Below are 22010 nucleotides of genomic sequence, written 5' to 3'. Positions count from 1 at the left end.
AGGGCATCCTCAGCGTGCCGGGTCGCGGTAGCGGACGGGGTCCGGCCGGAAAAGGTCTTCATCGAACTTGAAGCGCAGGCGCAGGAACACGCCCTGCTGGGTGTACTCGTAACCGTTCAGGTCACGATCGCCGGCGAAGCCGCTCCAGTTGTAGCCGGCCGACAGCCACAGGTTCTGCCGCAGCAGGCGGCCGACCTCCATGCCGTAGGCGTACTGGTTGGCACCGCTCTGCCCACGGAAGGTGGAGCCCAGCACGCCGATATCCCAGTTCTCGGTGATGTCGTACACCACGCGGCCGGAGAACAGCATCGCGCGGAAGCGGCTGTTGACCCGTGCACTATCGGTGTAGGCGAACTGGTCCTGTTGCCACTTGCCGGCCACGCGGCCGGTGAACCACCACGGTCGCGACGGGTGCCAGTCGGCATGCGCCGAGGCGATATGCGCGCGGGTGCGTACGTCCTGGCTGCTGCCATCAATGGTGTTGCCGTCGGACAGGGTCAGGCCGCTTTCATCGCGCTCCAGCTTGTACTCGTAGCGGGCCAGCGCGTTGATCCGGTTGCGGTCGGTATCGCGGTAGGCCACGCCGAGCTGGAAACGATCCTGCAGCACATCGCCGCGGGCCTCGTAGCGGGTGCTGAGCAGATAGTTGCGCGCCAGCAGTGTCCAGTCACGGCTGAGCTTGCGGGCGAGCATGAACTGCAGCAGCGTGGTGTTGAACGCCTCGTTGGCCTCGGTATCGGGCACGTCTTCGGAGATGCGGTGCTCGGCACGGATCGCCCCGCGCCACAGCGGGTTGGCGCTGTAGTCCAGCGCCAGTGCCAGGCCGGTGCTGTCCCCGGTGCTGCCGTCGATCACCTTGACGTGCTCGGCCGAGCTGGCCAGGCGCAGGCCTTCGCGGATGTCCCAGTTGTTGCGGATACCCGAGGCGGCCTGCACATCGCGGCCGCTGATCGAGTCACGCAGGCGGTACTCGCTGAAGGTCTGGGTATCGCGCAGGTAGCTGCTGTCGATACCGAACACCAGCGCATCGGCTTCACGGTCGGTGGTGGTGATGCCGTAGGCGCTGGTCAGGCCGGTCTGCTTCTCATACCGGCCATACACGCGGCTGCGTTCGAACACCTGGTAATCCAGGCCGGCCGCCAGCCGCTTGCGGTCCTCGCCGCTGACGCTGTGCTCCACTTCCGCACCCGCGCTGAGGCGATCGCTCAGGCGGTAGCCCAGGCCGAACCGGGCACTGTCCGATTCCAGCTCGGTGCCGACCGGCAGGTCGCTGGTGATCGGGCTGCCACTGCTGCTGCCGTTGATGACCATCAGGCCGGTCAGCGGATCCAGCGCCTGCTGGCCGTAGCCCAGTGCGCCGCCACCGGATCCGGTCGCAAACCCACCGGTGAGACCGCCAGCATTGCCGAACGGCACCCCGGACGACCACGGCGAGGTCACGCCGATGGTCTCGCGGATGCTGCGCACGCCCAGGTCCACGGTCAGCCGTTCGGTAGCACCGATGCGTACACCGGCACCGCCGGCATCGCGCTTGCCGCCATCGGGGTTGCGGTCCTCGCTGCGCAGGCCTTCCACATACAGTTCCAGCCGCGGGCCCACCCGGTATGCCAACCGCGCGTTGTACTCGCCACGGCCACCGTACAGCGGCGCCGCCGGGTTGTTGAAGGCCGGATCGGTACGTGCGGCGAATACGCGGGCGTCGAGCTTGTCGGCGCTGTGCGCGAACTCCACCCGCCAGGCATCGCCCTCGACCTCCCCGGTGATGTCCTTCAGGCCCTGCGAGGTGATCTGGTTGATCGAGTTGGTGTTGACCTCGCTGCGGGTGCGCGCGAACTCGGCCACCAGCAGCGTGTTGGCGCCGAACCGGTAGCTCGCGTTCGCGCTGCCCATCTTGAACGCGGCATAGGGATTGCGGTCATCGACCGCCGCCGCGCCGACCTCGAGCTGCTCGGTGAGTTTGACCTGCGCATCGGCGCCGACCACCCAGAACTTCTCGGTGCCCTGGTCCAGCTCATAGGTGATGCGCAGCGACACCGGATTGAGATCGCTGTCGAAGGCCGGCAGGAACTGATTGAGCAGGATGCGGCCGGAGAACGGTTCGAAGCTGTAATCGACCAACCGCGCGAGCGAGCGCACCGAGGTGATGCGGGTGGGCTGGTTGCGATCGCGCACGATCACCTCCACCCGCTCGCTGCCTTCCAGCACGGCGTTGTTGCGCAGCGCATACGGGCCACTGCCCTGGCTGCGGAACTCCTCGATCACCTGGCGCAGCGAATCCTGCATCGCAAACACGTTGCTGCGCACGCGCTCGCTTTCGAAATGCCAGCCCAGGCCGGTAGCGGTGCGGTTGTAGGTGCCCAGGCTGCGCTGCGGGATCGCACCACTGCCGCCGATACCGGTTGCGGTGGCCAGCGTATCGCCGGTCTGGAAGTCGCCGTACAGCAGGTAGCTGCGCTGGTTGTCGATGCGCACGTAAAGACGCTCGGCCGAACGCGCATCGAAGCCGCGCAGCGAGGAATCCCCGTAGACCGGGTAGAACTCTTCAGGCTGGATATCGCGCAGCAGGCGACCACGGGTGTCCTTGTCCGAGTCGTAGGCGGCGGTGAGCAGGTACTCGCCCTTGATCCGGCCCTTGACGAAGAACGCGGTGCGCGCGGCGGCGTTGGCCTTGCCGTTGTTGAACTGGCGTTCCCAGCGGCGGATGTCACGGTCGAAGGCATCGTGATGCTCTACCGGCGAGATCAGGCTGGCGTTGCTGCGCCGGCGGAAGTTGACCACGCCTTCGATCAGACCGGTGGCCAGCAGCTCACGCATTTCCGGCAGGAACCCGATCGTGCCCTGCGCCGTCTCGGCGCCGGCAGTGATGCGCAGCACCACGTCCTGTGGCTCATGCGGGGCAAGCAGGTCGAATTCGGCCACGCCATCGACCACCTGCAGCTGGATGCCCGGAGTGACCTTGTCGGCGTCCAGCGCGCCCGGACCGAGTTCATCGGTGCGCGAGCCGGGCAGGCGGATGCGGCCACCACTGGTCTCGATCGTGGCATAGGTGGTGCCGGCCAGCGCGCGGCCGGCGGCGTCCAGCAGCTGCACACGCACATGCACGGCGCTCTGGCCATCGGCCGGTACGCCATCACGGTCCAACTCGACCAGGATCCGGTCGAGCGTGCCCGGCACCGCGCTGTCCAGCGCGCGCGGGGCAGCATCGGTACTGGCCGGGCTGCGCGGGTACAAGGTGCTGGCATCGCCCAGCACCGGCGTGAAGCGGCCGGGGCTGCCGACGCTCTGCGCCATGGCCGGCACGGCAGCCAGGGCGCAGGCGAGCAGGCTCAGGCGCGGCAGGCGGGACAACGTCGCGACGCGGCTCATGGCTGGCCCTCCGTCGAAGCGCCGGCAGCGGGCGGATGGGCTCTGGGTTGCACGATCGGTCTCTGGTTGGCCGAGTCGGTCGCCTGTTGCGGCGCCCGCGCGGGTTTGCTGTCGAAACGCAGCGGCGGCTGCCCGGTCTCGGTCTCCGGCGCACGCACCTCACCCTGGGTACGGCGGGCCTTGACCTGCTCCAGCACCGGGTTGGCACAGCTGCCTTCGATGAAGTCAGCACGGTGCAGCTCACCGTTCTTGAGGTCCAGGAACAGGCTGTCGGCATCGCCCAGGTTGCGGTTGCTGCTGGTGGTCAGGCGCGCGCCGAGCGGCAACGTGCTGGCATCCACCTTCAGCGTGTGGCTCTGCGGCGGCAGGCCGCAGTAGCTGTACTTGCCCTCCGAATCGCTGATCACCCAGGTGCCGTCGGAGAAGTACAGCCGCACGCCGGGGATGCCCAGTTCTTCGCGGTCCTGCACGTGGTTGTTGTTGCAGTCCACGAACACCTTGCCGAGCACGCAGGCCTGGTCGGTGAATACACCGCCGGTGACGCGCACGCGGTACTCGGCACGGTTGGACGGCAGTGCACCCGGCAGCGGCGTGAGGCTGCCGGTGTCGATGCAGCCGCCACTGAAGGCACAGCCGAACGCCTGTGCGCGGTTGATGCCATCGCCCTGCTGCGCGCCCACGCCGACCCGCACGCGGTAGGTCAGCACGATCTGGCCACCGACCGTGATCGGGCCGACATCAAAGCCCAGCAACGGGCCCGGCTTGCCGGACGGATCGGTGACGGCGCGGCCATCGGCACGCGCGGTGCCGTCGATGTAGGTGAAGCCGCGCGGCAGGCGATCGATCACGTTGACCGTGCGCAGCGCGCTGCCTGCGGTCTGGCGGATGGTGATCGTGTACTGCACGGTGTCGCCGATCTCCGCGGTCTGGCGGTCACCGTTCTTGCTGATCGCCAGGCCGGTCGCTACCGCGGTGTCCAGCGGCAGGTGGTTGTTGATGATGGCCGCGGTGTCCGAGCCGGCGAACAGGCCGAGGTAGTACTGCGTCGCCATGCCGACCGCACCGGTCGGTGCCAGACGATTCGGCTGCACCAAGTGGTTGGCACCGGCGCTGCCGGCCGGCGACAGCGAGCCGCCCTGCGGTGGGATCAGCGACGAGACGAACTGATAGCTGCCCGGCGGCGTCACGGTGAGCTGGAATTCGCAGCGGGCCGGCGCGGCCGGGCCGAAGGCGAACTGGTAGAAGCCCTCGCTGCCCACCGTCATCGAGATCGCGCTGCCTTCCAGGCGATAGCCGCCGCTGCCGGCATTGAGCACCGAGGTGCGCGGGTCGTAGCCGGCACACAGGCCGACCGGCGCCAGGGTCACGATCGAGCCCGGAACCGGGTCGCGGGTGGTGGCGTCGTAGACCACGCCCGACGGATCCACCGGCAGGCTCTGCTGCGGCAGGTGCTGGCCCGGGCGGAGCACGACTTCCAGCTGGCTGGTGCCGTTCTCGTTGATCCGGCAGGCGCTGACCCCGGCGCGCGCGATGGCGGCCGGTGCGTCGCAGGCTTCCTGGATCCCGGCCACGGTTTCGCGGGTGACCGGATTCGGCCACAGGATGTTGGAGGTCGGATCGCGGAAGCGGATGTTCCAGGTCACGCCCGGCACCACGTCGCCGAAGCGGTAGCTGCCGTCGGCACCGGTCGTGGTGGTCTTCACCACCTGGCCGCTGGCCGGGTCGACCAGCTCGACGACCCACGATGGCAGGCGCTTGTCGCCGCCGTCCAGCAGCTGGTCATCGCTGCCGATGTCGTACCACACCGTACCGCCGACCGAGGCGGCCAGCTGGACGGCATTGGGCACGCGGCAGGCGTTGAACTGGATCGTTTCCACGCACTCGGGCAGCTGGGTCACATCGCCCTCGAACGCGCCGCGCTCGGCCGGGGTCGGTGCGCGGAATTCATTCTCGCCACCGCCTTCGACCAGCACCGCATTGTTCACGGTACCCGCTTCCGCGGCGGCAGCACCGACCAGCACCTGCACCTCGATGGTGTCCACCGAGGTGGCGCCGGCGGCCAGCACCTGCTGGCTGCGGCAATCGAAGCGGGTGTCGCCCACTGCGCCGGTGCAGACCCAACCGGTCCCGCTCGGCGCCGCCGCCAGGGTCAGCCCCTGCGGCAGCCGGTCGTGCACGGTGTATTCGCCGCGCGACGACTGCTGGCCGCCATTGCGCACCCGGAGGGTGTACGTGGCGATGTTGTTGACGGTGAAGCGTGCGCTGCCCGCGGTCTTGGTGACCAGCATGTCCGGCGAATCGCCGATCTCACCGAAATTGTTGTCGATCGAGTCCCCGCCCAGCGGCAACACGATCTGGCTGACCGCCGAGGGCACCGTGTCGCGGCCGGTGGCCACGCCGGTGACGACACCGTCCACGGCGCCGGCACTGGTGATGCCGTTGAGGGTCTGCGGCGGCTGGGTCGGCTCGGTCACCGTATAGGTGCCCGGACGCAGCTCGTCGAAGCGATAGCGGCCTTCGGCATCGGTGGTAAGCGTGATCGAGACCGCCTGGCCCAGATCATCGGTGCCGGTCAGCACCACGGTGACGTTGGCGATGCCGCCCTCACCTGCGTCGACCACGCCGTTGTCGTTGCTGTCGTTGTAGACCCGGCCGGCGATGCTGCCGGTCGGGATCTCACCGAAGTTGTTGTTCACCGACTGCTGGTTCACGCCCAGCACCACGCCGGTGATCTTCGACGGCGTGCTGCCCGGCGCGGTCACGCTGCCACCGGTGCTGCCGGCCACGGTACGGCCGTCACGGGTGCCCGCCGGCTGGTCCGGCTCGGTGACCGTGTAGGTGCCCGGCGGCAGGTCGCTGAAGCTGTAGTTGCCCTCGGCATCGGTCACGGTGTCGCGGGTGATCGGATTGCCCACCAGGTCGGTGCCGGTCAGGGTGATGGTGACGTTGGCCAGACCGGTTTCGCCGGGGTCGACCACGCCATCGTTGTTGCGGTCGATCCAGACCTTGCCGCTGATGCCGCTGTTGAGCGGAATCTCACCGAACAGGTTGTCCACCGAGGCGATGCCCGGAGTGGACAGATCGATCGTGCTGATGCGGCTGGGCACGGTGGTCACCGGCGTGGCGGTGCCACTGCTGACACCGTCGACGGTGCCCGCGGTGGTGATGCCGTTGCTGGTGCCGGTCGGCTGCTGCGGTTCGGTCAGGGTGTACGTGCCCGGGCGCAGATCGGCGAAGGCGAAACGGCCATCGGCGTCGGTCTGCACGCTGCGCGTGACGCTGGCGCCGGTGTCGTCGGTGCCGATCAGCTCGATGGGGACGCCTTCGATGCCGGTTTCGGCGGCGCCGCTCTGCGCACCATTGTTGTCGGCGTCGAAGAACACCGTGCCGGAGATCGACACCGGCAGCACTTCACCGAAATTGTTGTTGATGGAGGCCTTGCCTGCCGGCAGCACGACCGCGCTGATCGCACTGGGTACGCTCGCCACCGGGGTGGCGGTGCCGACCGCGGTGCCGTCGATGGTGCCGGTGGCCGTAATGCCATTGATCGTGGCGACACCGTTGAACACCGGCTGCGCAGCCTGCTGGGTCACCGTATAGGTGCCCGCCAGCAGGTCGTCGAAGCGGTAGCGCCCGTCGGCATCGGTCGCGATCGCCGCGACCGGCTGGCCCAGCACATCCACGGTGCCGCCCGGCAGCTGCACCTGCACGTTGGGCAGGCCCGGTTCGCCAGCGTCCTGCACGCCGTTGTTGTTGCGGTCCAGGTAGACCGTGCCGGAGAGCGCGGCAGCGCGCTCGCCGAAGTCATTGCCGGTGGAACCGGCCGCGGGCAGGTTGGTGATCGTGATCAGGTTGGCCGGGGTTTGGCGACCCTCGGCCAAGCCGGTCGGCTGGGTCTCGGTGATGCGGTAATCCTGGCCGGCCACGGCGCCGGGATAGCTGTAATGGCCATCGGCATTGGTCACCAGCGTTTCGGTGGTGTCGTCGGCGGTGCCGAACACACCGTCCGGGCCTGCACCCACGATGATCACCTGCACGCCGGGGATGCCGACGTCGCCGGCGTTGTTGTCGCCGTCATCGTTGCGGTCCAGGTAGACCGTGCCGCTGATCGGGGCGTTGGCCAGCTCACCGAACAGGTAGCCGGTAGCGTCCTGTCCGGCGTTGATGGCGATGCCGGAGATCACGTTGGGCACGGCGGTGCTGCCCGGCGTGGCGGCGTTGCCGGCGGTGTGCTTGCCGTCCAGGTAGGTGGCCGGCTGGGTTTCCGTCAGCGTGTAGCCGGTGCCCGCCTGGGCCGGCAGCAGATCGCTGAAGCGGTAGGCGCCATCGGCGTCGGTGGTCGCGGTCAGGGTGACCGGATTGCCGAGCACATCGGTACCGGTGAGCGTCACGATCACGTTGGCGATCGGGTTCTCGCCGCTGTCGCGGAGGCCGTTGTTGTTGCCGGCGGCCACGTTGGAGAAATCTTCGTAGACCGAGCCGGCGATCGAGCCGAGCTTCTCACCGAAGTCATTGCCGCTGGAACCGGTCAACGGCAGCGCGGTGATGTCGATCTGGTTGCTCGGGTTCTCGGCCGCATCGGCGTAGCCCTGCGGCTGCGTTTCAGTGATGCGGTAGTGCTGCCCCACGACCAGGTTGTCGAAGGTGTAACGGCCCTGTGCATCGGTCTGCACGGTGACCGGCGGCAGATCGTCGGCGGTGCCATAGAGGCCGTCCGGGCCTGCGCCGGTCAGGGTGATGGTGACGTCCAGCAGGCCACCATTGGGCTGCGAGCCGCGGCCGCCGGCGTCACCGGCGTCGAAGTCGCCATTGCCGTTGCGGTCCAGGTAGACGTGGCCGGAGATGGACGTGATCGCGTCTTCGCCGAAGTTGAACGCGGTACCGTCGTCGCCACTGGACAGATCGATGCCGACAATGCGGTCCGTCGTGGGCGCATCGCCGCTCGCGCCGGTGGTCACCGTACAACTCGTGCAGGCGACGCCGCCGATCAGGCCGGGATTGATCGCGCTGGGGCGGTTGCGATAGCTGCCATCCGGCAGCACTTCGCGCAGCGTATAGACCTGCAGCGGGTCCAGCCCGATGAAGCTGTAGCTGCCGTCATTGCCGGTGGTGCGGGTGTCCAGCACGGTGCCGGAAGCATCGAGCAGCTCGATGGTGGCGTTGGCGATCGGCGCATCACCGGCATCGCGCACATTGCTGTAGTTGCTGTCCACGTAGACGATCCCGGACAACGACGGGCGACGCACTTCGGGGAAGTTGTAGCGCACGGCATCCACGCCCGCGCCCAGCGCGATCGTGGTGTAGACCGAATCGGCGCTGGTGACCGGCGTTACCGCGGCGAAGACACCACCAGCCGACGGCGCCTGCGCGCCCGTTGACGGCGGCGCAACCGGACCGTTGACGTAGGCGGTCGGCTGGCTCTGGGTCAGGGTGTAACCGGCGGTACCGGCCGGGGCCAGGTTCTCGAAGCGGTAGGCACCCTGCGCGTCGGTGGTGGCATCCAGCGAAACAACATTGCCGTACGCGTCTTCACCACTGAGGTGCACGGTGACGCCGGAGATCAGCGGCTCACCACTCTGCAGCGTGCCACCGTTGGCACCGTCGCGGTCGCGGTCCTGGAATACCACGCCGGCCAGCGAGGAACGCACCACGGTGTGGGTGGTGGTGTCCTCGTTGTTGCCCGGCTCCGGATCGAGCTGGTCGCTGGTGGCCTTGGCGGTATTGAGGCCATTACCGTTGGCCGGAAGCGTGGTCCAGCGCGCGGGAATCAGCACGCGCACCTGCCCGTCCAGGGCCAGGTCGCCCATGCGGCAGGTGACGGTGCGGCCCACCAGCAGGCAGTTGCCGAGGCCGGTGGTCTGCACGCCCGGGTCCGCAGTGGCGCCGCGCTTCTGCCAGGTGATCGCAGCCGCGCCGCCGAGCACTTCCAGCCCTTCGGGCAGGGTATCGGTGACGACCACGCCATCGCCGTTGAGCGGGTTGGTACCGCTGCGATCGCGCGAGAGGCTGTGCCCGGGGCCGTGATTGATCACGTCCAGCACGAACCAGAACGGCTGGTGCAGGCTGACGGTGCCCGCCGCCGCCGGCAAGGCCTGGGCGGGGTCGGCATTCGGGGCAAGCACCACGCTGGACTTCTTCATTTCCAGGTCCGCGCGGGTGCGGATGCTGGTTTCCTGGGTGGCGGTGTTGTTGCTGGTGTCGCTCTCTGCTTCAGAGGACCGTGCGGTGACCGAGTTCTTCAGCGTCTCGCCAGTGGCCGGCGGCGCGGTCATGTACTGGTAGACCAGATACAGATAGCTGGTCTGGTTGGCGGTGATGACGCCTTGGTCGGCCGTGGGGACACCGGCGCTGGGCATGGTGCAGGAAATGGTCTGCGGCCCGGTGCTGGGATTGGTGCTGCCAGCAGCCACCGAGCAGCGGGAGCCGACCGGCTCCAGAGCACCCTGCGGACCGGCGATGTTGCCGGTTTTGCTGCCGACCAGGCTCACGCTGGCGCCGGGCGGCGGGCTGATGGTGTCATCGATCATCGTATGCGTGGCCAGCGAGGGCCCCGCGTTGCGCACGCTGATCTGGTAGTAGATGTAGTTGTTGGTTTCCATCCCGGTGCGGGAGTCGAAGCCCAGCGGGTCCACCGCGCCGATGAAGTTCTGGTCGATCTTGTTGACAATCAGATCCACGCGACCGGCGTCGAAGGGCAAGGTGGCGTCCTTGGTGTCGTCGTCGGTGCGGCTGTTGTAATCGTAGGTACGGCCATTGGCATCGGTGCCGCTGGACGGGTCCGGCGTCCCATCGCCATTGAGGTCGAAATGGAAGCCACCGGTGTTGGTGAACTGGCGTCCGGTATTGCCACTGTTGACGTTCGGGCGGATCTCCACCGTCATCGTTTCCGTGGAGTTGTTGGCCATGTCCTTGGGCGTGCAGGTCAGGCGCAGCGTGGCCGGTGCGCCACCGGTGTTGAACCAGGAGGTGCCGCCGGGCGCCGGTGCGGAGCTGACCGACGGGTCGGTCGTGGTGACCTTGCACGCCTTTTCCGCTGCGTCCGAACCGGTGCGCAGGGCGGAAAGCAGCACGAAGCCGGCATCGTTGGCAGGCAGCGTGAACAGGTCGCTGAAGACCACACCGCGTGCCGTCGATGGCCCCATGTTCTGGTAGGTGATGCGATAGATCGTGTTGACGCCGGCGCGCCCGGGAGTACCCGAGGTGATGTCCTTTCGGGTGGTGGCGACATTGGCCACCGCATCGATCTGGACCCAGTCCGAGGCGGTGTTGTTGCTCTGGTCGATCTCGCCGAGCGCGCCGGGGATGGCCGGATTGATACGGACACCGGCCGTATTGCAGAAGCGACCCGGCAGCAGCGGCTGACCGCCGCACGTGCCGGCCGGCTGGTTCTGACTGTCGAACAGGCCGCGGTTGACGGTAAAGCCTACGACCGCGGTCTCGTTGCGGCCCAGCACCGTGGTACCCGCATCGCACACCCACGCGCTGCCAATCAGGCGGCAGGTCCAGCCTGCCGGCGTGGCGTCCGCAGTCACCGTGGTGATCCCGTTGACGAAGCCCGGGATCGGATCGTTCACCACCACGCCAGTCGTGGCTGCGCCGCCGTTGCGGATGGTCAGCGTGTAGCTCACCGAGGCGTCGCTGTTGCGGATGATGTTGTCGGCCTCGCCCGTCGCGTTGGTCTGCTTGGTGATCGACAGGTCGGCACGGTCGTCGGTGACACGGCTCTCGCCACCGGCGCAGTCATTGGTGTCGTTCGGGTCGCGATCAATGCCGCCGGCGGTACCCGGCTCGAGCGAGCCGCCGCTGCCACCGGTGCAGGCGTCGTTGCGCAGCGCCCCGGCGGTGCGCGCCAGGGTCTGCAGCGCCAGTGCGGGCGCGTTGGCATTGACAGCCACCGGGTAGCCGGTGGCCAGGGTGCAGGTCACCGTTTGTGCCCGACCGACGGCCCAGACACGATCGACGCTGCAGCTCCACCGCCCCACGACCACCGAGGTGCCGGGCAGGATCGGCTGCCCGCTGGCATCCACCCACTCCTCGCCGGGTGCCAGCGTATCGACCACCTGCAGATTGCTGGTCACCGTGCGCGGCCCCAGGTTCTGCACGCCCAACGTGGACGTCATCATGCTGTCGCTGCGCACGCCGGTGCCGTTCCACACCGGCACCAGCAGCGGGGCCTTGGACTTGCTCATGCGCAGGTCGGCGCCATCGGGAATGACGGTCAGGCCGACGGTGCCACTGTTGTTGCCCGGCACCGGGTCCGGCGTGGCCGCACGGATCTCTGCCGTATTGCTGACCACCCCACTGCTGTTGGTACCGGTCGAGGGCACCTGCGCGGTGATGGTGATGATCGCCTGCGCACCCGGCGCGAAGCTGCCGGCCAAGGTGCAGGTGCGTACGCTCGCTCCGGCATTGCTGATGCAGGTCCAGCCGGCCGGCGCCACGCCACCAGTGATCACGAATCCTTCCGGCATCGCGTCGGTCACCACTACGCCGGTGGCCGCACTCGGGCCATCGTTGCGCGCGGTCAGGGTATAGGTCACCACCGAACCGGCTGCCGCCGGGGCCGGCGAGACCGACTTGGACATCGCCAGGTCGGCACCGGCGGTGACCGCGGTGGTCACCTGCGCGGCATTGTTGTCCGGCACCGCATCGGGTACCGAGCCGGCATTGACCACGGCGGCATTGACGATGTTGCCGGTGCCGACGTTGACCTTGCCGCGGAACTGATAGCTCGCGCTCGCGCCCACGGCCAGGGTGCCGTTGTAGGTGCCGTCCTGCGCACTGAAGCTCCAGTCCGCACCGCTGGGCGTACCGACCAGCGTGACGTTGGGTGGCAGCGTGTCCACCACCCGGAAGCCGGTGGTGGTGCTGGGACCGTTGTTCTTGACGGTGAGGGTGTAAGTGATTTCGCCGCCACCGATCACCGGGTCGGGCGTGGCGGACTTGCTCAGTTCCAGATCGGCAGCGGCCTGGATCGTCGTGGTCTGGTTGGAGATGTTGTTGCCGGTATTGGTGTCACCGGCAAAGAAGGGGTCATTGCCCGGCAGCGTCACGATCGGCGTGGTCGCCGGCGGCAGTGCGGCGGCGAAGCCGATCGCTGCATGCAGGCTGATCGTGGCCGGCTGGGTCTGCAGCGTGGTGACCGGCAGCTTGAACTGGTACGGCGCGCCGGACGCGGTCAAGGTGGGGTTGGTGCACACCACGCGGGTCGCGCCGGCACTGCCGGGCGAGGCGCTGCAACCGGCCGGTGCCGGGCTGCCCAACGCCGTGCCGACCGGCAGGTCGATGATCGTGACGCTGCCGGCCGCATTGTCGTTGGCACCGTTTTCGACCTTGATGTTGTAGATCACCGTGGTGCCCGCCGGTACCGGGTCGTAACCGGTATCGGAGAAATCGGTGATCTGCAGATCGATCGCCAGGGCAGACAGCGGCAGGACCAGCAACAGGGTCGCCAGGGTGGCGCGCCACCAGCCCAGGCGGGCGGATGTGTCTGCGCGCTCGAACGGCGTCACCGCCGCGCAGATGGCTGCGCGATCGCTATGGCTGGACATGCGTTGTTCCCCTGTTCCGGTCTCTGCTGCTTTCAGAGGGAACGCACTGCGCTCCCGTGACGTGATGCGACCTGACCGTGCACGACTGTCGTCATTGGCACGCTCAGGCGGGGCGCATTGTGGTGGTGCAGCATCGGCAAGTCAGTGCCGCCCGCTCACGCTGGCTCACACTTGCTCACACGGGGAAACGCCGGGTCAGGCGGTCAGCAGGTAACCCTGTCCACGCAGGGCGCGCATCGGCAGTTCCGCGCCGGTGGCCGCACGCACGCGCGCGCGCAGGCGATGCACCAGCACGTCCAGCCGATGCGGGTCGAAGTCCCAAGGGGTATCGGTGATGCGTTCGATCAGCCGCTCGCGGGTGATCGGCTCACCCGCCGCGTCGAACAACAGTTGGAGTGCAGCACGCTCCATGGCGGTCAAGGCGAGCGTCTGCTGCGTGGGCGACTGCAGCGTCCAGCCATCGGCAGAGAGCTGCCAGGCCCGCTGCACCTCCGTGACGGTCTGCACGGCCGGGCGCCCTGCGGACAAGCGACGACGCAGGCTGAGCAGCCCGGCGGCCAGCACGTCCAGGTCCAGCGGTTTCACCAGGTACACATCGGCCCCCTGGGTCAGGCCATGCGCCATGTCGTGCGGACTGCCACGCCCGGTCAACATCACGATGCCGATATCGGCGGCCTGACGCAGGTGGCTGGCCACCGTATACCCGTCTTCGCCGGGCAGGCCGACATCGAGCACGACGATATCGCAGCGATCATGCAACAGCGCGCGGTAGAGCGCCTCTGCACTGCCCAGGCCCCGCACCGCGGCACCGCGCCACTGCAGGTCATCGAGCATCAGGGCCAGCAGTTCCGGGTCGTCCTCGACCACCCAGACGGTCAAACCGTCCAGTTCCTTGTGTGCCGCTGGCAGCTGCGCGCCGCCGCGGTTGTCCTGGTCTGCCGTCACGTGACCGCTGCCTCCCTTCACCGGCCTGCAGTCTAGCTGCCCCCCGGAAACGAGCCAAATGCGATAGCGGCCGCACCCCGATCGACGGATGCCACCGCTTGGAAACGGCTGTTGCCGGTCACGACCGTGGATCGTGACCGGCCCTGTCCTTTACTCAGCCGGAACGCCCATTTCCTTCAGCAGCTCCGGCGCCGGGTAAACCTTGGCCAGCAGCCAGCGCAGGTAGCGCATGTCCACGTGCACCGCGCGCTTGAAGCGCGGGTCGAACCACCAGCTGGCGCTGACCGACTCCCAGTTGCTGTCGAAGTTCAGGCCGATCAGCTCGCCCTTGGCGTTGAGCACCGGCGAGCCGGAGTTGCCACCGGTGGTGTCCAGGTTGGTCAGGAAGTTGACCGTCTGGGTCTTCAGCACCGGATCGGCGGTGGAACCGAAATCACCCTTGGCGATCGCGTCCAGCAGCGGCTTGGGCGCATCGAACGGATAGGCGTTGGTGTTTTTCTCGACGATGCCGGCCACGGTGGTCACCGGGTCGAAATGCACGGCATCACGCCGCGACAGTGCCTCGACCTTGCCGTAGCTGATGCGCAGCGTGCGGTTCGCATCCGGGTAGACCGCGCGGCCCTGCTTGGCACGCCAGGCGAACAGCGCCTGCATGTACGCCGGGCGCAGTCGCAGCTGCTCGCCTTCGCGGGTCTTGCGCTCGTCATCCAGGCGCAGTTGCGCGGCGACCAGCGGGCCAGCCAGATCGATCAAAGGATCGCGTGCGAGCGCCTTGCCCTCTTTCGCCGCGGCAAAGCGCGACAGGCGCTCGGTTTCCTCGCCCAGGTGCGTGTTGGCGTACAGCGTGTCCAAGGTCTTGGCGAGCGCGGCCGGGGTGCGGCCGAAGGCCGCGTCGAACGCGGGCACGCGCTGCGCGTCGGGCAACTGCTGGTAGCGGGTCAGCAGCGTGGTCAGCAGGGCTTTTTCGATGGCCGGATCGTAGCGGCGCTGGACCTGCTTGAGCACGCCCTCGATCAAGGCCAGATCGCGCTGCTGGTAGCCCGTGTCACGCTCGGCATCGGGCTTGGCCGATTCGATGCGCAGGCGCTCCAGGGTCAGCGCCGAGCGCAGCAGCTGGCTCTGCGCCGCGAGCAGATCCAGCAGCAGATCGCGCTCGCCCACCGAAGCACCGCCGGACAGCGAGGTCAGCAGCGACTGGATGTCGCCCCGGTACTTCGCGTCGGTGGCCTGCAGCATCGCTGCCTCATCGGCGGCACGCTGCGCCTTGGCATCGCTGCGCAGCAGGCCTTCCAGCTCGCCAGCGGCGCGCTTGCGGTTGTTCTTCAGCGACTGCAGCTGCGAGGCGTAGCGGGTGCGTGCCTGCGCGTCCTTTGCACTGGCCGCTTCGATGGTGTCGATCATCTGCTGGAACACCGCCACGCGACGCGGCAGCACGGCATCGATCTGGCTGGCGAATTCCGCGGCGGTACGATGGCGGTAGGTGATGCCCGGATAGCCGGCCAGCATGGCGTAATCGCCGGTCTTGGGGCCGTCGATCGCCATCTTCAGGTGTGCTGGCGGGTGGTACGGCACGTTGTCCACGCTGTACGGCGCGGGCTTGCCGTCCTTGCCCACGTAGGCACGCAGCAGGGTGAAATCGCCGGTGTGGCGCGGCCACATGAAATTGTCGATCTCATCGCCGTAATTGCCGATCGCGCGCGGCGGCGCGTAGACCAGGCGCACATCGCTCAGCTCAAGCTGGCGGATGCGATAGAAATCGGTGCCGTAGTACATGTCCGCCACGCTGCAGCGGATGTTGCCTTCCTTCTCGCAGTCAGCCACCAGCTGCTTGCTGGCGCGGTCCACCGCATCGAAGTACGCTCGCCCGGTCTTGCCGCGCGCATCGCGCAGCACTTCATCGGTGACCTTGTCGAACCCGACCGTGACCAGCACGCGGAAATCGGGGTTGGCCGCGCGCTCATCGCTGCGGCCGGTGGCGATGAAGCCCTCGTTGATCAGGTTGTGCTCGGGCGAGGTGTTGTACTGGATCACGCCCATGGCCACATGGTGGTTGGTCAGCAGCAGGCCGTCGTCGGAGACGAACGAACCGGTGCCGCCACCGGCACGCACGACCGCACTCAGCGGCGGCGCGGTGACGTTGGCCAGGTCGCCCGGGTTGCCCTTGAAGCCGGCCGCCTTCAGCGGTTTGGCCAGGTCCGGCAGCTGGGTCGGCATCCACATGCCTTCGTCGGCATGGGCGCCGGCGGCGAGGGTCAGGCCAAGCGCCAGCGCGGCGGTGAGGGGTTTGCGTGAAGACATGGGCACATCCGGTACGTCAGAACAGCCAGAGACCTTAGCCACTGAGGCCCGGCAGGGCAACGGCCGATGGTCAGGGGCGCCTGGACCGTCGGCCGTGGCTTACTTCTCCCGCCGCCAGTTCAGCGATCCACGGTTCTCCACCGTGCTAGATTCCAGCTCCACGTCGAAACCGCGGCGCAGCAGGTACTTCAGCGTCAGCACCGAACCACTGCCGACCAGCGAGACGCCGTAGCCGATGTACAGCTTGGGCGAGATGTACTTGCCGAAGCCGATCACCGAGCCACCCAGCGCGCGCGACTGGCTCACGCCGGCGTCGTCCAGGCCGAGCTTGGCGCCCAGCTGCGAGGCGAGCAGGCCGCTGCCGGCCGACAGCGCCGCCGAGGCCGCGTTGACCTGCTGGGCCTGGTCGCTGCTGGCACCGGTGAGGCTGCGTCCCAGCACCAGATAGGCCAGTGCTTCGGACTGCGACATCGCCGGTTCCGACCACACATCCACACGTGGCGACTGCGCCCGCCCGGTCACGTCGATGCCGGCGGTGACATCGCCGACGGCGCGCTGGGCACGGATGTTGATGCGCGGATCGGAGACCGCGTTGTAGTTCCAGTTCAAGTTGCCGCGGGTGATGGTCAGGTCTTGGCCGTAGGCCTTGTAGCGCCCACTGACTTCCAGCCCGCCGTTGGCGGTCATCTCACGCCCGGGGCGTGCCCACACCTGCATCTTGCCGGTCAGCGCCCCCTTCAGGCCGAACCCGGCCATCTTGACCTTGTCGCCCAGGCTCACGGTCAGGTCCATGTCCAGCGGCGAGCTGGGGCCCTCTTCCGGATCGACCGGATCCAGCACCACCACGTCTTCGGAGACCGAGGTACCACGGTCCAGGCGCTCCAGGTCCAGATCCGCTTCAGGCACGTGCACGGTCCCGCGCAGCTGCATCGCGCTGCCGGCCAGGGTGAAGTCCAGGTTCGGGTTGGCGATCACGCGCAGCTCGCTGGTGTTGGCCAGCAGCACGTTTTCGCCGTGGATATGCAGCTGCAGTGGCTGTGCATCGCCGAACCACGACAGCCCGCCATCCACGTACAGCGTGCCTTTGCCGGAGTTGGCCTGCGCGCTGATCTTGGCCGAGCCATCCGGCTGCGCGGTGAAGCTGCCCTTGCCTTCGGCAAAGGTCAGGCCGAGCGCGGGGAACTCGCCGTTGAACTTGCTCAGCGTCGCCTCACCGCCCAACGACGGCGTACCACGCGTGCCGCGCAGACTGACGTGACCTTCGATCAGGCCGGTCGGGCGCACGATGTCGGGCGAGAACAGTTCCAGCCAGTACAGCCGCGCGATGTTCATGTACAGCTCGCCGGTCAGCGGCGCGTTGGCATCCCAGCCGGTCTGCACCTTGGCATCGACGAAGCCGTCACCCTGGAAACCGACACCGAGCTTGGCGTTGATCTGCTGCGGGGTCATCTCCAGGTTCACCGAGAACTGGTCATAGCGCACCAGCTCGCCACGCGCGTTGTCGCCCAGGCGTACCCCGCCTTCGCGCGAGGTGACCGAAGCGCTGCCTTCCCACGCGTTGCCGCGCGGCCGGATGCGCCCATCCAGATTCACTTCACCGCGCAGGAAGATGCGGCGTCCGGACTGCGGTGGCAGCCACGGCTGCACCAGCGCCAGCGGCAGCGCATCGCCGCGCACCAGCAGGCCTTCGCGGGGCCAGTTCGCACTGGCGCACAGCGCGCCGCCCGTGGCGGCACCCAGGCACGCATCGCTCAGGGTGAAGGTAGTGCCCTGCACGCTGAAGGTGGCCGGCGCGCGCAGGCTCCAGGCATCGCCCTTGATCGGTGCGATACGCAGCGCGGTCAGATCACCGCGCCAGGCCTGGCCCTGCTGGCGCACGCCGCCTTCCAGCGCGACAGTACCCAGCTCGTTTTTCGTCTGTGCATCCAGGCGCAGATGGGAGAGGCTGCCGCGGGCATTCACGTTGAGCGTGTCCAGCAGCATGCCGACCTGGATCTTGCTGCCCTGCACCGCCAGCGTGCCGCTGTCGCCCCGCCACGGCAGGCGCCCCTGGATGCTGATCGCCTCGGCGCTCCAGTCGTCCCAGCGCAGGCCACTGCCGACCAGATCGGCGGTGATGTCCGGTGCGGTACGCGCGCCCTTGATCAGCACGTGGCCGCGCAGGCTGCCGCTGCTGTTGGGCAGCAGGTCGTCCAACTGCACCGGCTCCAGCTGCGCATCGATATCCAGGCGGTCGCCCACCGAGCCTTTGGCGGTCAGGCGGCTGTTGCCCAGCGCCAGCCGGAGGTTGCCCTCGCCCTGCTCGCCGCGCAGCGCGAACTTGCCCTGTGCATCCAGCGCACGCTTGCGCAGCGTGCCCTTGATGCCGGGCACATCGACGGTGGCTTCGTAGCTGCCAGCGGTACCGGCCGGACTGCCGGCCGGCGGCGGCAACTGGCGGCCCTTCGATGCAAACGAGCCGGACAGCTTGCCGTCCCAGCCCGGTGCGAAGTAGCCCGGATCAAAGCCGGCCAGTTTGGCGGCCACGTCCCAATCCAGCTGCGGGGCCCAGGCCACCTGGCCGGTGACATCCAGCGAACCGCCCGGGGTGCTGGCCTGGAGCTGCTTGATCACGGCGGCCTGGTCATTGCCGCGCACGTCGAACTGCAGCTCGGCGACCTGTTTCTCGCGTTCCACCGAGGCACGGCCAACCGCCGCCCACGCCTTCAGCGTGCCGGCCAGGCCCATGCGCGCTTCTTTCAGCGTCACCGGCACCGGCGCAGCGGCGCCCGGGGTGGTGGTATCGGCGGCGGGTACGAAGGTGAGGTCGTTGGCGACGATGGAGAAGCGCAGGCTCGCGTTTTCCTTGTCGGTGAAATCGGCGATGCCTTCCAGCCGCGCCTGGCCACCAAAGCCCTTCACCTGCAGCGGCGACACGGTCAGCACCTGGTCGGCCAGACCCACCTTGGAGGGCGCCAGTTCCACCGCGATGTCGCCCTGCTTGAAGCTGCCCTGCAGATTGGCCTGGCCACCCTTGCCATCGGCCTGCACATCCAGCGCCATCGGCGTGCTGGTGCTCGCGTCCATCCCCGGCACCAGCAGCGCCAGGTCCAGTTCCTTGCTGCGCGCAGCGAGTTTCCACACCGGGTCGATGCGGCCATCGAACACCAGGCTGGCCTGCAGCGGCGCCGGTGCATTGCCGGCGATCGCCACTTCCATATGCCCCAGGTCGCCGCGTGCGACCAGGCCCAGCCGCGCCGGGGTGCGCCCGCGCGGGGCCGGCATCAGCGCGCCGATGGTGATATCGGTGTCGTAATCGCTGCGCGGCAGGTACCGGCCATCCACGCGGAAATCGCCCATGTCGCTGTCGACCTTCAGCTGGGTCGCGCGGAATTCGCCATTGGCGATTTCCACGCCACCGCGCACCTTGGCGATGTCGATCAGCGGCTGCTGCGCCTGGGTGATCCGGAAGCCATCGATGATGATGGTGTCGGCCTGGATCGCCAGCGGCATTTCAATCTGCGGCAGCGAGTCCGGCCACGACGGCAGCTCGAACGGTTCATCACTCTTGGCCAGGTTCAGCGTGGCGTTCTTGATCTGCAGCGCATCGAGCTGCAGCTTGCGCCCCAGCAGCGGCCGGATGTCCGGATCCAGGTAGGCGCGTTCGGCGGTGAAATGGATGTCGTCGTAACGGAAGTCCAGGTCGTGCAGCACCAGCGGCCCGGCGACCGGGCCATCCACCTTGCTCCAGGTGAGCGAGGCGCCGACCGGCAACCGCGCGACCACCTGGGCCAGCAGCACATCACGGCCGGCCACGGTCTGCAGCAGCCAGTACACCAGCAGCAGGGCCAGCAGCACCAGGCCGAGCACGGTGAAGCCCGACCACGCCCAGAAGCGGCGCTTGCGGTAGAAACGCACGCGCGGCGGCGGCGGCGTGGCAGGTGCGGACGGCGTCGGCGTGCTCACAGGTCCGCTCCGATGTTCAGGTACAGCTGGAACTGCGAATCCGGGTTGTTCAGGCCATGCGCGATATCCACGCGCACCGGGCCCACCGGCGATTTCCAGCGCACGCCGAAGCCCACGCCGGTATGCAGGTCGATGGTGTTGTCGAACGCGCTGCCGGTGTCGACGAACACCGCCGCACCCCACGGCCCGCCCTTGAAGTAATGCTCATACTCGGCCGAGCCGACCACCAGGTTCTTCGCGCCGAGCGCGTATTTGTCCGGTGGTGCAGTACGCGGGCCGACTTCGCGGAAGGCATAGCCGCGGATGCTGCGGTCGCCACCGGCGAAGAAGCGCAGGCTCGGCGGCATCGCGACCAGATCGCTGGTCCAGATGGTGCCACCTTCGCCGCGCAGGATCAGGCGGTCGCTGTCGCCGATCGGCACATACCAGCGCAGCACCATGTTGGCCTGCACGAAGCTGGTGTCCGAGCCGGCACCTTCGACGCCGCCACGCAGCGTTGCACTGCCGCTGATGCCGCGGCGCGGGAACATCTCATCATCCACGTTGACGTAGTCGGCCACCAGCTGCGGGTAGACCAGCGTGGAGGTGTTATAGACCGCATCGGTGAACTCGGTGCCGGAGGCATACCGCCAGCGCTCACGCAGGGCGTTGATCGAGGCGATCGCGGTCCAGTTCTCGTTGATCTCGCCACTGCGGCTGGCCGAGAGTTTGAAGTTGCGCAGGTCGATGTAATCGGTCTGCTCGTCATAGGCGCTGGCGGTGAACGCATACCAGCCGTCGAGCCAGGCAAAGCCCGGGATGCGGTAGCTGGTGACCAGGCTCTTGCGCTTCTGCGCATAGTCGAGCTGGGTGTTCATCTTGTGGCCGAGGCTGTTGAGGAAGCGCCGCTCCAGGCCACCGCGCACACCGGCGCCGCTCTCACTGCCGTAGCTCAGGCCGGCGGTATAGATCGTGCGCTTGGCGCGGGTCAGGTTGACGTCCACCGGCACATCGCCGTTGTCATCGGCCTGGTCCGGGCGCGGCTGGATGTCGATCACGCTGAAGTAATCGAGCTTGGTCAGCGATTCGCGCAGGCGGTCCAGTTTGCCTTCGTGGAAGTAACTGCCTTCGTCCCAGTACACCAGCGGGTCGAACAGCTTGTCGACGAAGTAATCCTGATGGAAGCGGATCTCGCCCATGTTGTAGCGGCGGCCACTGTCCCAGGTCAGATCGACGTCGGCCGCGTTCTCGGCGCGGGTGATCTGCACTTGGCGCTGGGTGAAGTCGGCATCGAAATACCCGCGCTCGGCCAGGCGCCGGGTCACCCGGATCTTGCTGGCTTCGTACTCGGTGTGCTCGAACCGCTGGCCTTTGCGCGGCTTGAAGTTCTCCAGGTCTTCCTGGAGGTACTGGTCCAGCTGGGCCGGGCCGGTGATGTCGATGTGCTCGCGGCGGACCAGGGTCGGCGGTCCCTTCTCGACCTGGATCACCACGCGCAGGTTCTCGCCTTCGCGCGGGCTTTCCACGGTGATGGTCGGGTTGTAATACCCGAACGGCTCCAGCGCCTCACGGGTCTGGCGCTCGGCCTGCGACAGCAGATACTCCAGCCGGGACTCGCCCTGCGGCTTGCCGATGGTGTCGTACAGGGACAGCGAGACCTCGATGTTCTCGATCATCTCGGCATCGTCGCCCTTGTCCAATCCTTTGATGTCCACTTTCTCGATGGTCCCCCGTGCATGTGCCACCGAGGCGGTGGCAAGGGACAGGAACATCAGCGGAAGGGCGAATTTCGTTGGCTGCATGGCGACAGCATAACGGGCCATCGCGAGCATGCGAAATCGGCGTGGCCGTTTCAGAACGGCGGTGAAGAAGCCGTTAAATTCCGCGAGAAAGTCGTCAGCGTCGTGTCGGCCCTGATCGATGACA

General features: G+C 67.8%; 6 protein-coding genes. All 6 read right to left on the bottom strand.

All coding sequences use genetic code 11. The features are described 5' to 3' along the window. Nucleotides 1-9: 9 nt before the first annotated feature. On the bottom strand, nt 10-3366 hold the full coding sequence (locus tag ACW6W5_RS00095; protein WP_152152046.1) for an Ig-like domain-containing protein: 3357 nt from the start codon (nt 3364-3366) through the stop codon (nt 10-12). Next, on the bottom strand, nt 3363-12917 hold the full coding sequence (locus tag ACW6W5_RS00090; protein WP_152152044.1) for an SdrD B-like domain-containing protein: 9555 nt from the start codon (nt 12915-12917) through the stop codon (nt 3363-3365). The genes ACW6W5_RS00095 and ACW6W5_RS00090 overlap by 4 nt, the downstream gene beginning before the upstream one ends. A gap of 195 nt (nt 12918-13112) precedes the next feature. Next, entirely contained in the window at nt 13113-13862 is a 750-nt protein-coding gene (locus ACW6W5_RS00085; protein WP_121040994.1) for a response regulator transcription factor, read from the bottom strand. A gap of 150 nt (nt 13863-14012) precedes the next feature. After that, nucleotides 14013-16160 carry a S46 family peptidase gene (locus ACW6W5_RS00080; protein WP_152152041.1) on the bottom strand — a complete coding sequence of 716 codons (2148 nt, stop codon included), beginning with the start codon at nt 16158-16160 and terminating at the stop codon, nt 14013-14015. A 99-nt stretch (nt 16161-16259) separates the two neighbouring features. Then, nucleotides 16260-20105 carry a translocation/assembly module TamB domain-containing protein gene (locus ACW6W5_RS00075; protein ID WP_152152039.1) on the bottom strand — a complete coding sequence of 1282 codons (3846 nt, stop codon included), beginning with the start codon at nt 20103-20105 and terminating at the stop codon, nt 16260-16262. Continuing rightward, the gene (locus tag ACW6W5_RS00070; protein WP_152152037.1) at nt 20102-21907 is read right to left on the bottom strand and encodes an autotransporter assembly complex protein TamA; all 1806 of its coding nucleotides are present in this window, start codon (nt 21905-21907) and stop codon (nt 20102-20104) included. Before ACW6W5_RS00070 ends, ACW6W5_RS00075 begins: the two co-directional genes overlap by 4 nt. Nucleotides 21908-22010 lie beyond the last annotated feature (103 nt).

It is taken from the genome of Stenotrophomonas sp. IS26, from assembly GCF_054188265.1.
The sequence above is the reverse complement of the archived record's forward strand: the minus strand, read 5'-3'. Positions and strand labels throughout refer to the sequence as shown.

Coding starts and splice junctions, on each gene's coding strand:
- ACW6W5_RS00095 (WP_152152046.1), bottom strand. CDS start 3,366: ATGAGCCGCGTCGCGACGTTGTCCCGCCTGCCGCGCCTGAGCCTGCTC.
- ACW6W5_RS00090 (WP_152152044.1), bottom strand. CDS start 12,917: ATGTCCAGCCATAGCGATCGCGCAGCCATCTGCGCGGCGGTGACGCCG.
- ACW6W5_RS00080 (WP_152152041.1), bottom strand. CDS start 16,160: ATGTCTTCACGCAAACCCCTCACCGCCGCGCTGGCGCTTGGCCTGACC.
- ACW6W5_RS00070 (WP_152152037.1), bottom strand. CDS start 21,907: ATGGCCCGTTATGCTGTCGCCATGCAGCCAACGAAATTCGCCCTTCCG.